The organism is Gammaproteobacteria bacterium, assembly GCA_028819075.1.
Classification (GTDB): domain Bacteria; phylum Gemmatimonadota; class Gemmatimonadetes; order Longimicrobiales; family Gaopeijiaceae; genus BD2-11.
In genome coordinates this window covers 47573-62140 of sequence record JAPPMM010000016.1, presented here as the reverse complement: position 1 = coordinate 62140, position 14568 = coordinate 47573, and the positions used below count along the sequence as shown (strand labels likewise).

At 69.8% G+C, this 14568-nt stretch carries 11 protein-coding genes; 1 reads left to right on the top strand and 10 read right to left on the bottom strand.

Features of this window, described 5'->3' with window-relative positions:
- Positions 1-33: 33 nt before the first annotated feature.
- The 10 genes from OXU32_02490 to OXU32_02445 all read right to left on the bottom strand — a co-directional run bounded on the left by OXU32_02490 (position 34) and on the right by OXU32_02445 (position 12949).
- The gene (locus OXU32_02490) at positions 34-2565 is read right to left on the bottom strand and encodes an FAD-dependent oxidoreductase (GenBank protein MDE0072836.1); all 2532 of its coding nucleotides are present in this window, start codon (positions 2563-2565) and stop codon (positions 34-36) included.
- Positions 2566-2715: 150 nt separating this feature from the next.
- Positions 2716-3051: a DoxX family protein gene (locus tag OXU32_02485; GenBank protein ID MDE0072835.1), complete on the bottom strand. Its 336-nt coding sequence runs from the start codon at positions 3049-3051 to the stop codon at positions 2716-2718.
- A gap of 63 nt (positions 3052-3114) precedes the next feature.
- Positions 3115-3471, bottom strand: coding sequence for a DoxX family protein (locus tag OXU32_02480; GenBank protein MDE0072834.1), 357 nt, complete (start codon positions 3469-3471; stop codon positions 3115-3117).
- Positions 3472-3722: 251 nt separating this feature from the next.
- Positions 3723-4226: a hypothetical protein gene (locus tag OXU32_02475; GenBank protein MDE0072833.1), complete on the bottom strand. Its 504-nt coding sequence runs from the start codon at positions 4224-4226 to the stop codon at positions 3723-3725.
- Positions 4223-6973 carry a PIG-L family deacetylase gene (locus OXU32_02470; protein MDE0072832.1) on the bottom strand — a complete coding sequence of 917 codons (2751 nt, stop codon included), beginning with the start codon at positions 6971-6973 and terminating at the stop codon, positions 4223-4225. Before OXU32_02470 ends, OXU32_02475 begins: the two co-directional genes overlap by 4 nt.
- A 112-nt stretch (positions 6974-7085) precedes the next feature.
- Complete coding sequence (locus OXU32_02465; GenBank protein MDE0072831.1) at positions 7086-8228, bottom strand: asparaginase; 1143 nt, start codon at positions 8226-8228, stop codon at positions 7086-7088.
- 120 nt (positions 8229-8348) lie between these two features.
- Positions 8349-9281, bottom strand: coding sequence for an ABC transporter permease (locus tag OXU32_02460; protein MDE0072830.1), 933 nt, complete (start codon positions 9279-9281; stop codon positions 8349-8351).
- Between the two features lie 2 nt (positions 9282-9283).
- Positions 9284-10351: an ABC transporter permease gene (locus OXU32_02455; GenBank protein ID MDE0072829.1), complete on the bottom strand. Its 1068-nt coding sequence runs from the start codon at positions 10349-10351 to the stop codon at positions 9284-9286.
- Positions 10352-10379: 28 nt separating this feature from the next.
- Positions 10380-11900, bottom strand: coding sequence for an ABC transporter ATP-binding protein (locus OXU32_02450; protein MDE0072828.1), 1521 nt, complete (start codon positions 11898-11900; stop codon positions 10380-10382).
- A 5-nt stretch (positions 11901-11905) separates the two neighbouring features.
- Positions 11906-12949, bottom strand: coding sequence for a BMP family protein (locus OXU32_02445; protein MDE0072827.1), 1044 nt, complete (start codon positions 12947-12949; stop codon positions 11906-11908).
- Positions 12950-13129: 180 nt separating this feature from the next.
- Between OXU32_02445 and OXU32_02440 the strand changes: the two genes are divergently transcribed.
- Entirely contained in the window at positions 13130-14563 is a 1434-nt protein-coding gene (locus OXU32_02440) for a sodium-dependent transporter (protein MDE0072826.1), read from the top strand.
- Positions 14564-14568 lie beyond the last annotated feature (5 nt).

Here is a 14568-nt window from a genome sequence, read left to right as displayed (position 1 = left end):
GCGATTTCGTGGCCCGCGGATTCGTGCGGGCGGCTACGCCCTCATCCGGCTTCCGGACGGATCGAATAACGACGTGCCGACCGCAGCCACCGTGACCGGGAAACACTCGTTCATGTACATCACCTGCAGCCGCTCGCCGACGCGGGCGAGTTCGGCCGGCAGGTAGGCCATCAGCAGGTATTTCCCCACGGTCGGCCCCATTCCGGCGGAGGTCACGCGGGACTCCCTGCCCAGCGCGTCGACGATGCGGTCCCCATCGAGCGTCAGAACCGGCTCGTTGCCCCCCGTCGGGAAGCGCGCGAGGCCGGATGCGCTCGTGTGGTCGTCCATGGTGAGCGTGCAGATCTTCGCCGCCGGACCCCGTTCGCGGGCCTTCAGATAGGCCGCCTTGCCGATGAAGTCCGCCTGCTTGACCTGGCGGCGAGCCAGCCCGGCCTCGACCGGTGAGTACTCCGACGTTAGCTCAGCGCCCATCAACTGGTAGCCCTTCTCCATGCGTGCCGTGGTGCCGTAGACGCCGATGCCCACCGGCCTCGCATCGAAGTCTCGGCCCGCGCCCCAAATCACGTCCCAGAGCGCCAGGCCGTGCTCCGTGCGCGTGTAGATCTCCCAGCCGCTCTCGCCCACATAGGAGATGCGCAGCAAGGTGGCGGGAATCCCGTCGATGAGCGCGTCCCGCACCGTGCCGTAGGGGAGCTCGTCCTGGCTCAGGCCGCGGTCCGCGATGCTCGAGAGCAAGGCCTGCGCGGCCGGTCCCCACACCCCGAGGGTGGTTATCGCGGACGACCGGTCTTCGAACTGCACCGACCCGTCCGCGGGCAGATGCCTGCGGAACCAGAACGCGTCGCGCGCTCCGTCCAGGACGCCGGTGACGATGCGAAACCGGTCATCAGCCAGCCGCTGGATGGTGAGATCGGCGCGGAAGCCTCCGTCCGGCGTCAGGAGCGGCGTATAGATCGAGCTGCCGACCGGACGGTCGCACGCGTTGACCGTCATCGTCTCCAGGTACCGGAGCGCGCCGGGCCCGGACACGTCGAAGATCTGGAACGCGCCCAGATCGATCAGGCCCACCCTCTCGCGCAGGTGCAGGTGCTCCGCGTTGATGATCGGAGACCACCAGCGCCGGTCCCACTCGTGTGGGCGGTCCGGGACATCGTAGCGCTCCACCAGATCTTCGTTCGAAGCGTACCACTGCGGGCGCTCCCATCCACGCGCTTCGAAGTACTCGGCACCCAGCGCCTCGGTCCGAGGGTGGAACGGGGACCGGTTGATCCCGCGCGCCGACTCCCACTGCTCGCGCGGATGCACGATCCCGTACGTCTTGCGGAAGTGCTCGCCGCAGCGTGCTCGAACGTGATGGACCGTGCGCTCGTGCGGCTGGAAGCGGGTGACGTCCGACTCGTGCGGATCGAGAAGACGCGGGTAGCCGTGGGTCATCCACTCCGCGACCAGCCGCGCCGAGCCGGGGCCTTCCCGCACCCACACGGCCGCCGCAGACCAGAGGTTGGCCACCTCGGCGGTCTCGCCCAGCAATTGCTGGGTATCGGGGGTGAGCGAGAGCAGGCCGTTGACGGCGTACTGCATCCCGGTGCCCGCCAACAGCTCGCCCATGATCTCGCGCGCGTGCTCGAGCTGCGGCGCGAAGTCCGCGGGCGTAAAGGGCAGCTCGGTGGGAGAGCGCTCCGCCTCGGCGACGGAGGGAATGTCGTTCGGGTGCATCAGGATGGGACGATGCGCGTACGAGCCCACCTCCATCGCCCCGTCGCTCTGGCGCTCGTACATGAACGAGTCCATGTCGCGCACGATGGGGTAGCCGATCTCGTTGCCGGTTCCGAGCAGGAGTTCGACCGGGCCGAAATCGGCCATCTGGTGCACCGCCGGCGTCAGCGGAATCGTGGCGCCGGCCATCGCGGCGATGCGCGGGCTCCAGACGCCGCAGGCGATGATCGCGTGGTCGACTTCGATCGTTCCCCGAGTCGTCGCGACCGCCCGAATGCGCGGGCGTCCGAACGGCACCGGCTCAACCTCGAGGCCGATCACCTCGGTCTCGTCCAGGACCGTAAGCACGCCCCTGGCCAGCGCCCGTTCCCGCATGATCGTGCCCGCCCCGACCGAGTCGACGACGGAGACGCCCGGGGTGTAGAAGCCACCGAGAATGACATCCGGGTTGACGAACGGGACCTTGGCGACGACTCCGGCTGGCGACAGCAGCTCGCTCTCGATGCCCCACACCCGCGCCGAGGTCATGCGCCGGCGCAACTCCTCCATGCGCTCCTCGGTTCGCGCGACCTCGATCCCCCCGCAGGTCGTGTTGACGCCGAGCGCCTCGTACTGGCGCTGGCTCTCGAGGGTGATCAGCGCGATCTCGCGCCCGTGATCGGTCGGGAAGATGAAATTGGACGCATGCCCGGTGGACCCGCCGGGGTTGGGAAGCGGACCCTTCTCGATCAGCACGAGGTCGTCCCAGCCGAGCTTCGCCAGATGCTCGACCAGGCAATTGCCGACGATGCCGGCCCCGATGACCGCGACGTTGGCTCGGGACGGCCCGGTGCGTCGTTCGCTCATGGCAGTTTTCGCCCTCGCGCGGGTGCCCGCCGTATCGCGCGAGCCATCCCGTCGGGTTATCGGGCGACTCCCTCGCCGACGGTCATCCGGAATGCGCTGAGAACCGGAAACGGGATCCGCAGCCCGGCTCCGCGAGGGTGCATCGCGGTCCTACCGCGAATTCTTCGCCACGAGCAGGCAGAGCAGGAGTGCGACCAGCGGGACCACGGCCTGCCCCGTCTGACCGTTCGTGACCAGCGTGTAGATCGCCCCGAGCATGACCGGGACCATGGCCACAGCGGCGAGGAAGCGCGTCTTCTTCATCAGGAAGCCCACGCCGGCGGCCGCCTCGGCGATGCCGATCAGGTACTGGAACCAGCCGGAGTATCCCCACATCGCGAACTGGTCGACCATCATCCCGGCCAGCTTCATGCCGCCGTTCAGCAGGAAGAGCAACGCCAGCAGCACCGATACGATCGTAATCCCCCTGCTTCCCTTGTCCGCCATTTCTGCTCCTTGCGTTGCGAGTGTGGGACGACCGGAGTGTCCGTGTAAGCGACGAAGCTACGGCTACCTCGAATAGTTGGCCACGGTGACCGCGAGCACGAGCGCCAGAGCGGGAATGGCAATGCGGTCGGTGTCGCCGGCCCGCAGCAGCGTGAAGAGCGCGCCAGCCATGACGGCCATGATGGCCAGTGCCCCGTACAGCCGCGTCCTCCTCCGCATCAGCGCGAGGCCCGCCGCCGTCTCCGTAACACCGACGACGTAGAAGAACCAGACGGGGTAGCCCCACACCTCGAACCGGTCCCACCACCCCCCGATGAGCTTCATGGTGCCCGTCATCAGAAACACCAGCGCCAGGAGCACCGACACGGTCGGAATCACTTGTTCCGGGACGTCCCTTGCCGCTGGGTGCCTGGTTGGCATGCGTTCCTCCCGACCGGTTGAGGGCATCCTTCCCCGGAACGGACTCGGTGAACCCCTTTGAGGTCACCTGCTTCGGATCCTGGGAAAGTACGGTCTGAGCGGTGTCGGGGACACGGTGCCGGTGGGCGCCATCGAGCGGCCCGTGGACACCCCCCGGTCCTCGAGCGGCGATGCATCCGGGGACTGTTAGCGGCTGCTCCCCCGGAACCCTGACGTTACGTAAGGCTTGGCGGTGAGCCGCGCGGACCCTGCTAGCGGATGGGCGCGGGACCCCTGCTTAGACTCACGCTGACCGAGGTCGCCTCATCCGGAACAGACCCGCTGCCGTCCCAGGTGTAGTTGGCGGTGAAGTCATGTTCCGCAGGCTCGTTTACTCGGGCCTCTGCCAGGCTGAGGCTGGTATCATCGAGCTGGAGAACGAGTGATGCCATATCCTCGTCGGACAGGGCCAGGTCCAGCGTGAGGTGGATGTAGCCCTCCCCGCCGGCTCCCCAGCGGATGCTGGTGACGGTATAGCCCGTCTCTCCGATCGAGAAGCCCGGTTCGCTCAGCTCGCCGTAGTGCGCGGTTTCCCCGCTGCAGTTGGCGGCACCCCGGCAATAGCCGACCGCGTCCGCGGCATTCGTTCGAGCCACGGTGAGCGTTGCCGACCAGACCGGAGTCTGGGCGTGCGTCGGGATCGGGGAGGCCAGCATGGCGGCGGTGGCCAGCAGGAACCCCGCCAGGGCGAATCCTCCGGAACGCGGCGCGCTCATCGGGCGCCGCCCCCGTCCGCGTCCGGGACGGGCGTTATGTACTGTCGCCAGGTCGGGCCGTCGAGGGAGACCAGGTTGGCGAACAGGCGATACGCGCCCGGGACGCCGTCGCCGAACTGCCGGAAGAGGGCGAGTCCGGTGTAGATGTACACGCCTTCTCCGAGAGGAGCGATCAAAAGAGAGCCCTCCTTGGGGGCCTCGCCTGGATCGGCCATGGAGAGCACGGGAGTGAAGGCCGGGTCCCAGGTGTTCAGCATGTAGAGGCCGCGCTCCTGCCTCCAGCCCTCGAAGTCGGCATCGCTGATTTGGTTGGGGGCGTTCAGCACCGGGGCCGCGGGATGCAGGAAGGTGACGGCGGCGTTCTCGTCGGTGATGCGGTCGTGCGGCCGCGAGATCGTTACCGGATAGGGCGCGTGGCCGCTCGCCGGAAAGGCGTACTGGTTGTACTGGGTCACCACGGTGCCCCCGGCGCGTGCGAAGTCGAGGACCGCCTCGTTGGCGGCCGCCAGGTCATCGCGGGCCTCGTAGGCGCGCACGCCCAGCACGAGGACGTCGAAGCGCGCAAAGTCGCCGGCGAGCACATCGGCCGGCCCCAGCAGCTCCACCTCGAACCCGAGGGAGGCGAGGGCCTCGGGGCCGGAATCCCCCGTGCCCATGATGTATCCGACACGCCGGCCCTCGGGCAGTGTGACGGGGAAGATGGAGGTGCGCAGCTCCGCCGGGTGGAACTGGGCCGCCCGCTCGATGTGCGGGTAGTCGATGAGTTCGACGCGCTCGCTCCAGGCGCGGCCGTCGGCGGCGCGCACCATGGCGGTCAGCCGGTCGCGGCCGACGCCCCGGCCCGCCTCGGGGGCCACGGTGAGCGTGTAGGTGCGCTCGGTGCCGGGTGAGGCGAGTTCGACCGGGACGGAGGCGGGCGCGACCGACCACCCCGCTCCCTCCAGGGCGAGTTCACCGGTGACACCCTCCTCTGCCTCGTTGCGGACGCGGATGCTGACGGTGCGCGCGCCCGTGTCGCCGAGCGGCCATACCATCTGTGCGGGCGCGACCGTCACCGACACGGCGGGCACCACCAGCAGCGGCTCGGTGAACTCGCCCTGGGCGGGGTCGACCCCGTAGTAGCGCGCTGCGTCGTCGCTGGCTAGGGCCATGCGGGTGGGCGAACCGGTCGGGCCGCCGTCCATGACCAGCTCGAAGCGCGCGCCGCCGGTCACCACGGGGGGATCGTGGGGCAGGCCGCGCAACTGCCAGTCGTCCGGCCAGGCGTAGATGTCGCCCTCCCGGGGCTCACTCAGGTAGTAGCGGCGAGAGGGGTCGGCGTCCGCGGGCACGTCCACGCGGAATACCCAGCGGCGGATCTCGCCCGGCGCGAGCGTTTCCGAGGTTCCGGAAACCGTCGTCAGCGAGGTCCGGCGGGGACCGAAGCCCCCGGTGTCGATGGTTCTGCCCTCCAGCAGGTCCGCGTTCCAGCCTTCCGGGAGCGCCAGCCCGGGTCCGGCTCCCTCGACCCGATAGGGTCCGGCGTTCCAGAGATCGACCCGCACCTCGAAGGACTCCCCGGGCACGACCAGGTCGTCGCTCGCGCGCACCTGCGTCAGCACCGCGGACGAGGCCAGGAGGGCCTGGCGCACCAGGTCATGCCGGCGTGCGAGCGCTTCGGTGACCTCGGGGGGCGCGTTCGGGCCGCCGGCGCGCTCGATGATCCGCTCCAGCGTCTCGAGGGCGCGCGCGAGCGCCGGGGCGGCCTGCTCCGGCGCCATCGCATCCAGCGAAGCCTCCGTGACGCCGATGGCCGCCCGATAGGTCTCGATCTCCTCCTGGGATGCCTCGCTCGGTGGTACGGCCTGCGCGATGAGCCCCGCGAAGGTCGTATCGACGCCTGCGAAGAAGCCGCCGGTGCCGTCGACGCCCTCCGCCGTCTTCACCAGCGCCAGGATCGACTGCCGCGGTCCCATCGGCTGCGCCGATCCCATGTCCTGGGAACGGTGCTGGCTGCGCGAATCCATCGACACCTGGAGATAGGAGCGAGCCAGGAGCGGATCGAAGGTTCCCGGTTGCAGCGTGACCGACTCACCTCCTACGAATCCACCCCGCGCCAGGTAGAGCTTGTCGGCCTGCCAAGCCTCGATGCCGTCGCCGAGTTGTTCCGGGAAGCGGCTCGGGTCCGCGGCCACGTCGAAGGCCTCGTGCGTGAGAATGCCCGCTACCTGATGCTGACCGTGACCGTCCCTGGGCGTGCCGCTGAACACCGAGACGATGACCTGCGGCCGGAAACGCCGGATGGCCCAAACCACATCCCCGAGAATCTCCTCGCGGGGCCACTTGGACAGCGTCTCGTCCGCGGACTTCGAGAAGCCGAAATCGATGGCCCGCGTGAAGAACTGCTCACCGCCGTCGATCGCGCGCGCGGCCACGAGCTCGTTGCTGCGGATGATCCCCAGCCCTTCCCAGAACTCGGTGCCGATGAGGTTCTGTCCGCCCTCACCGCGCGTGAGCGCCAGATAGGCCGTGCGCGCGCCCATGCCGCGGGCGAGGGTGGTGATCGTGTTGGTGTCCTCGTCGTCCGGGTGCGCGGCGGTCATCAGCACCCGCTTCACGCCGTCCAGCTCGCGCAGCAGAAGCCCGACCGCGACCGTGCCCCGATCGTCGGGGGGCGCCTGGGCGAGCGCGGGGACGGCGGCCGGGACGGATCCGGCGACCAATGCAGCCACCAGGGCAGCGGGAATCAGAAGCGGAAATCGAGGCATCTGGCGACATCCTTTGGTCATGCGCACGGCAATCGAGCCCGCAACGTAGCCCGGCACGCAAGCGGGGAAAAGCGCGTCTCCTCCAAGGACACGCGGACCGGCCGCCGGGTTGTTACCTCCCCGGATCGATCTCGAATTCAGCCCCGCCCAGTTCCTCGAACCAGGCGTCCACCTGCTCGGGGTCGTCCGTGAACGCGAGCGACAGCAGCAGAAGCAGCCTCGCCTTCTGTGGGTAGAGGTTGTCGGTGCCGGTGCGGAAGCGATGGGTGCGCCGGAAAACCACCCCAATCTCCTCGGCCTTCTCCTGCACCTCCCGGGACCCGCGGCCCCCGGCGAGGACGATGCCCCGGACCCCGGCTTCGGCCCACGCCGTAATGGCCTCGTCCAGCCCGGCGCCCTGGTATCCGATGAGGACCTCGACCCGGGGAAGGTCATCCTTCGAGATCGCGCTCAGATCGAACGGGGTCATCCACCGCTCGGGTTCGGCACAATGCTGTACCCGCGGGGGAGCCCGATAGGTTCGCACGTCCAGCTCGTCGATGAAGCCCAGGTTGCCGAGCTCGCGTGACACGAAGGTGTCCATCCGGTAGGCATCGCCCTTCCATGCCTCCTTGGCGGCGTGGAATTCGTCGTTGAGCATGAGCACGGTGCCGAAACAGCGGGTTTCGCCGCTGGCGGCCAGGACGATGGCGTTGAACAGGTTGGCGTGCGCGTCGGTGCCGATCACGGTCCAGGGCCGCATCGCGCCGGTGATGACGACGGGCTTCCGGCTCTGCACGGTCAGGTCGAGCCAGTAGACGAACTCGTCCATGCTGCCCGTTCCCGAGGTCACGACCACGGCGTCCGCCGTCTCGAGCGCGTCCTCGACGGCGCGGGTCAAGTCGAAGAAGTCGGCGATCGCGTAGCCGCCCGAGGGCCGGTTGCCGAACTGGACCGTGGTGACGTCCGCCACCTCGTCGATCTGGGGCCTGAGCTCCGAGAGCATCTCGTCGATGCCGAGCGACCCGGCCCGGTAGCTCTGGAAGCTGGTGCGGGTGTCGGACACCCCCGCGATGGTTCCTCCCGTGGCCACGATGGTCACCCGGGGAAGCGCCCCGGCCTCCTCCGCCGCATCGGCGGGGGGCGATGGCTCCGTGGACTGCATCGCGGGGGCCGGTGCCGGCGTTGCAGCCATCTCCGGTGCCGCCGCCGCGCACGCCGTGTTCGCGGCGAGGACCGCGAGTCCCTGAATGCAGGCGAATATAAACCGTCTCATGGGCCTCTCTCCTTCGATTTCAGGTGCTCGCCGGGTCGGGTTGGGCGCGCGTGGAGCAGGGTGCGCCGAATCCCCTTCAAGGATACTCGGTCCGCGGCGTTTTGCCGACTCCTGCGCCCGCTATTCGCCCGAGCGAGGGGGCCACGGACGCGCGAGGGCCGCGGGCGCTTTGGAACGGCCGATCCATCCCGCGAGCGCCGCGAGGGTGAGCAGGTAGGGGAACGCCAGGAGGAGCTGGTAGGGCACGTTCGCGAACACCGCCTGGAGTTCGAACTGGAGCGCCGAAGCCGCGCCGAAGAAGAGGGAGGCGAGGAGGACGAGGAGGGGATTCCAGCGGCCCAGCACGACCACTGCGATGGCGATGAAGCCCCGTCCCGCCGACATCCCCTCCGCGAAAGTGCCGGCGTGGGCGAGCGCCAGATGGGCTCCCGCGATTCCCGCCAGGAAGCCCGCGCCGAGCACCGCCAGGACGCGGGTGCGGCGCACGCGGATGCCGGCCGCGTCGGCTGCGTCCGGCTCTTCGCCCACGGCCCGCAGTTCGAGTCCCCAGCGGGTGCGGAACAGGTAGTACCAGAGCGCGGGCGCCAGCAGATAGGCCAGGTAGGTGGTCCATGCCTGGCTGAAGAGCGCCGGTCCGATCGCGGGCAGCGCCGACAGGCCCGGGAGCGGGAGCGCGGGCAGGGTGGGAAGGGTCAGCGCCGTGCCGGTGGCGCCGAACACGCTCTGGTAGACGACACCCGTGATGCCCAGTCCCCCGAGGGTCACCGCCGTGCCGACGATGATCTGGTCGGCGTTCAGGGTGATGGCGAACAGCGCGAAGACGCCGGCGATCGCGGTTCCGGCGGCTGCCCCCGCCAGAACGCCCGCGCCCGGCGATCCGGTGAGCAGCGCCCCGAGCGCCCCGCCCAAGGCACCCCCGATGATCGAGCCCTCCAGGCCGATGTTGATGACGCCGGCGCGCTCGCTGATGGTCTCGCCCAGGGCGGCGAGGGCAAGGGGCGCGCCCAGCCGCACCGACGCCTCGAGAAAGGCCTGAAGAGCCGCCGCGTCCACCGTCAGCCTCCACCCTTCCCGGCCACGCCCCGGCGCAGGAACCGGTCCGCCGCCACCACGGCCAGAATGACGAGCGCCTCGATGGCGCTGACCCAGACAGCGGGCACTCCCACGTCGCGCTGCATGGCGGCCGCTCCCGCCTGCAGGACGCCAAAGAACCCGGCCGCCAGGAGTACCGCGAGGGGGTTCAGGCCCGCGAGGAGGGCGACCGCGATGGCCGTGTAGCCGTAGCCGGGGGAGAGGTTCTCGTAGAGCGCGAAGGTCACCCCCGCCACCTCCACCCCGCCCGCCAGCCCGGCGAGCATCCCGGAGAGCAGGAACGCCCCCAGCACCACGCTTCCCGTGTGGATGCGGCCGGACACGGCTGCCGCGCGGACCGAGGCGCCCACCGCCCGCACCCGGAATCCCCAGGCGCTTTGCCTCAGCAGCCACCAGAGCGCCCCCGCGAGCACGACCGCGACCGGGAAGCCGGCGTGCAGCCGACCGGCCCCGAGGCGCGGGAGCCGGGCCGCGAGCGCTACCGGGTCGGTCTGCGGAAAGACCCCGCGCGCCTCCTGCAGGGGGCCGTGCACCAGCCACGCCACCGTGTGGATGGCGACGAAGTTCATCAGGATGGTGGTGATGACCTCTCCGACCCCGGCGCGGAACTTGAGCCCCACCGGTACGAGCGTCCAAAGGCCTCCCGCCACCGCGGCGGCCGCCATCGCCCCGGGGAGGAGCAGCCACGCCGGCGCGCCCGGAAAGGTGAGCCCCACCCACACGGCCGCCACCGCGCCCGCGTAGAGCTGCCCCTCCGCTCCGATGTTCCACACGCCCGCGCGGAAGGCGAGCGCAACGGCCAGCCCGGTCAGAATGAGCGGGGTCGCGCGCACCAGGGTGATGGAGGCGAACCGCTCCCAGGAGCCGAAGGCGCCCGAGACCAGCGCCCGCCCGGCGGCTACCGGCTCGTATCCGGCTAGGGCCAGCCCAGCAGCCGCCAGCAGCGCCGCAGTCAGGAGCGCCACTGAGCCGGCCGCCAGCGGGCCGATCCAGCGCGACCGGAGGCGCGGCCGCAACAGCCGGCGGATCATGGCAGGCGCGCCGTCCGCCCGGCGTGGATCACGCCCCCTCCGAGCCGAGCATCAGCCGGCCCATCCCCGCCGGGTTGCGCTCCTCTTCCGGCACGGCGATCAGCCGGCCGCGCACGAGCACGAAGACCCGGTCGGCCAGGTCGAGCACCTCGTCCAGATCGGTGGAGAAGAGCACGATGCCCGGCGGCGCACGCGCGGGCCGACTACCTGCCCCACCGCCTTCCTCCATCCCCGGACCGCCTCTCTTCAACTCCACGAGCTTGTCGCGCAGGAAAGCGGCCGCTGCGATGTCGAGCCCGCGCATCGGATTCTCCGCCACCAGCAGGTCGGGGGCGCGCGCCAGTTCGCGGCCCACCAGCAGCTTCTGCCGGTTGCCGCCCGAGAGCGACTGCGCCGTCGCCCGCCACCCCGGCGCCCGCACATCGAATCCGGTCACGATCTCGTGCGCGGTGCGCCGCATCGCCGCCCAGTCGATGAGCGGCCCGCGACGGTACGCGTCGGTGTCGTGGAAGGCCAGCGCGGTGTTCTCGGCCAGGTCGAAACCCGGGACCAGCCCGCCCGCGCCCCGGTCCTGCGGGATCAGGCTGACGGTGGCCGGCAGGTCCGCACTGCCGGCAGCCGGGCGCAGCCTCCCCGACAGCACGAGAGCGAGCTCGCGCTGGCCGTTGCCCTCCACCCCGCCGATGCCCACGATCTCGCCCCGGTGCACCTCCAGCGTGACTTCCCGCACCGCCGTGCGGCCGTCTTCGCCCCGGACCCCCACCGCCTCCAGGAGCGCAACCCGCTCCCCTCTTTCGACTCGTACCGGCCGGGCCGCCGGGGTCGTCTCCCGGCCGATCATCGCCCGCGCCAGCCCGGGCGCGTCCACCGCTTCGCGCCCTTCCGCCAGCACGGTTCGCCCTCGCCGGAGCACGGTCACCCGGTCGGCTACCCGCAGGATCTCGTCCAGCTTGTGCCCGATCAGCAGGACCGTGCGTCCCTCCTCCACCAGCGAGCGCAGCACGCCGAACAGCCAGTCCACCTCCTGCGGTCCCAGCACCGTCGTCGGTTCGTCCAGCACCAGCACGCGCGGATCCCGGTAGAGCGCCTTCAGGATCTCCACCCGCTGTTTCGCGCCCACCGACAGACCGGCCACGGCAGCCCCGGGGTCCACCGGCAGCCCCGTGACCCGCTCCAGTTCCGCGAGCCGGGCGTGCACGCGATCGAGCGCCAGATGGAACCCGCTGCCCTCCCGCGTCCCCAGCGCCACGTTCTCGGCGACCGTCAGACTGGGCACCAGGGTGAAATGCTGGTGCACCATCCCGATCCCGGCCGCGGCCGCCGCGCGGGCACCGCCCGGCCGCAACCGGCGACCCTCGACCAGAACTTCGCCGCCGTCCGGACGGAGCACACCGCACAGCACCCGCATGAGCGTGGTCTTGCCGGCGCCGTTCTCTCCCAGCAGCGCATGAACCTCCCCGGGCCGGGCGCTGAGATTCGCGTCGGCAAGCGCCTCGATGGATCCGAAGCGCTTGCTCACCGACCGCATCTCGACGGCGGCGCCGCCCATGGGCCTCAAGGGCCTCCGGGTTCCTCCTCCAGGAACTCGATCCGGGGCACCTCCAGCATGCCCTCCCGGATGGCCACCCTCGCCTCGTCGATGCGCGCGAGCAGGTCGGCGGGGATGCGGTCGAGCGCCACCGGGTTGACGATGAAGTCCACAACGCCCTCGCCGAGACTGAGATCGAGCGCCCCCGGGGGGAGCGTCCCGGCCGTGAACCGGCTCGCCACGTCCAGGAAGGCCCTGGGGATGTCGATGGCGGCACTTCCCGCGATGACCTCGGGGGCCACGTCGTTCTGATCCCGGTTCATGCCGATGGCCCACACCGGGTTCTCGTCCCCGTTCGCCTCCCGAACCGCCTGAAACACGCCGAAGCTGGCCGCGTCCGTGTTGTGCACCAGGACATCGGCGCCCCGGTTCAGTTGCGCCGTTGCCGCCTCCCTGGCGGCCGCCACGTCGTCCCAACTGCCGATGAAGGCCTCCAGCACCTCGATGTCCGGGTCGATGGAACGCGCCCCCGCCTCGAAGGCGCGGAAGGTCCCCTGGGCGGGCGGAATCGCCACGCCCCCGACCATCCCCACCACCCGTGACCGGGTGAGGCCTCCCGCCATCATGCCGGCGAGATAGCTGCCCTCCTCCAGGCGGAAGATCAGCGACCGCACGTTGTCCGAAATCCGACCCCCGCTGGAGACGACGATGGTCAGGTCCGGGAACTCCTCGCCGGCGCGCAACGCCGCGTCCTGGTACTCGAAGCCGTGGGCGAAAACCAGGTCGTAGCCCGAGGAACCATACGAGAAGAAGGCCTCGTCGAACTCGGCGGGCGAGCGGGTCTGCTGATGGCTGATCCGCGCCCCGAGCGACTCCTCGATCAGCAGCAGGCCTTCGTACGCCCCCGCGTACCATCCGGCGTCGCTCACAGGCCCGGACGTCAGCAGCGCGACGCGCAACGCGTCGTCCGGAGAGTCGTTCTCTCCTCCCCCGCAACCGATGACCAACCCGCCCAGGAAGCACGCCGCGCCAAGCGCGCGGGCCGCATGCCGAACCCTCGAATGGCTCATGAGTATCTCCCTGTTCCGGACGCCGGGACCTCTCAGCCGGAGCGGGAGCGTCCCCGCTCGTCGCAGCCTGTCATGACTGGCGCACCGCCTTGTCCCGCGCGCAATATAGAGCCGTCCCGCGGCAACTTCGACCCGACCCCTCGTCCCGATGACCGGGACGACCAGCCCCGAGCAGACGCCATGTCACAGCAGCGAGACCACTGGAGCTCCAACGCAGGCCTCGTGCTTGCCGCCACCGGCAGCGCGATCGGCCTCGGCAACCTGTGGAAGTTTCCGTTCATCACCTGGGAGAACAACGGCGGGGCCTTCGTCCTCGTGTACCTGATTTGCATCGCCGCAGTCGGCCTGCCGATCATGATCGCCGAGCTGCTGATCGGGCGGCGCAGCCAGAAGAGCGCGGTGGGCGCGCTGAAGGAAGCGGTGGCGTCGAAGTGGCCCGGCGGACGCAAGCTCGGGGCACTGGTGGGAGGCTGGGGCGTGCTGGCCGGCTTCATCCTGCTCAGCTACTACACGGTCATCGCCGGGTGGTCGCTCTATTACTTCACGCAGACGGTCGGGTGGACCCTCGGCGGCTACCCCGCCGACATGTCGGCCGGTGACCTCTTCAACGCGCAGGCGCTCAACACCGGCCTGCAGTTGCTGCTCTCCCTGGGGTTCAGCCTCGGAACCATCGCAGTGGTCTATTTCGGCGTGAGCAAGGGGATCGAGCGGATCGCGCGGATCTTCCTGCCCATCCTTTTCGGCATCCTGCTCCTCATGTTGGTGAGCGCACTGGGCATGAGCGGAGCGGGCGAGGCGCTCAACCACATCTTTCGGCCCAACTTCGCGGAGCTGGAGAGGGGGGCGATCCTCGAGGCGCTCGGCCACTCATTCTTCACTCTTTCGCTCGGAATGGGCGCGATGATCACCTACGGGTCGTACATCTCGCGCAAGCACTCGGTCGTGAAGGCGTCCGGCGCGATCGTGGCGCTCGACACGCTGATTGCCCTGGTCGCAACCGTGGTCATGTTCTCGGTGATCTTCTCGGTGGCCGGGATGCGCGACGAGGTAGGCGGCTCAACGGTGGGGATGCTCTTCATCTCGCTGCCCCAGCTTTTCTACAGCGAGGTTCCCTTCGGCGTGGTGCTCGGTCCACTCTTCTATGTTCTGGTGGCGCTGGCCGCGCTCACCTCGACCATTTCGCTGCTCGAAGTGGTTTCGGCGTACCTGATCGACGAGCGGCGCCTGACTCGCCACAAGGCCACGATCAGCGCTGGGGCGGCCATCTTCGCGTTCACCACTCTCGCCGTGCTATCGATCCCCGGGCTCCTGGGTGTCGAGGGCGGAGGGCTTCTCTCGACCATGAGCGTCCCGTTCTTTGGCGGCGGGAAGGTGGGGTGGTTTGCCAACGCCGACCATTTCGTGTCGAACTGGATGCTGCCAACAGGCGGGTTCTTTATCACGCTGGCGGCGGGATGGTTCATGACCCGCGAGGCGACCCGAGGCGAGCTCGAGGACGGCACCCAACCGCGCTGGTTCCACTACGGCGCGTGGCGCTTCTTCATCCGCTTCGTGGCGCCCTTCGCCGTGGCCGCGATCATCATCGCGGTGCTCTTCGGCGTCGACTTCAGCTGAGGCGC

Coding starts and splice junctions, on each gene's coding strand:
- OXU32_02470 (MDE0072832.1), bottom strand. CDS start 6,973: ATGCCTCGATTTCCGCTTCTGATTCCCGCTGCCCTGGTGGCTGCATTG.
- OXU32_02445 (MDE0072827.1), bottom strand. CDS start 12,949: ATGAGCCATTCGAGGGTTCGGCATGCGGCCCGCGCGCTTGGCGCGGCG.
- OXU32_02490 (MDE0072836.1), bottom strand. CDS start 2,565: ATGAGCGAACGACGCACCGGGCCGTCCCGAGCCAACGTCGCGGTCATC.
- OXU32_02475 (MDE0072833.1), bottom strand. CDS start 4,226: ATGAGCGCGCCGCGTTCCGGAGGATTCGCCCTGGCGGGGTTCCTGCTG.
- OXU32_02480 (MDE0072834.1), bottom strand. CDS start 3,471: ATGCCAACCAGGCACCCAGCGGCAAGGGACGTCCCGGAACAAGTGATT.
- OXU32_02465 (MDE0072831.1), bottom strand. CDS start 8,228: ATGAGACGGTTTATATTCGCCTGCATTCAGGGACTCGCGGTCCTCGCC.
- OXU32_02485 (MDE0072835.1), bottom strand. CDS start 3,051: ATGGCGGACAAGGGAAGCAGGGGGATTACGATCGTATCGGTGCTGCTG.
- OXU32_02440 (MDE0072826.1), top strand. CDS start 13,130: ATGTCACAGCAGCGAGACCACTGGAGCTCCAACGCAGGCCTCGTGCTT.
- OXU32_02455 (MDE0072829.1), bottom strand. CDS start 10,351: ATGATCCGCCGGCTGTTGCGGCCGCGCCTCCGGTCGCGCTGGATCGGC.
- OXU32_02450 (MDE0072828.1), bottom strand. CDS start 11,900: ATGGGCGGCGCCGCCGTCGAGATGCGGTCGGTGAGCAAGCGCTTCGGA.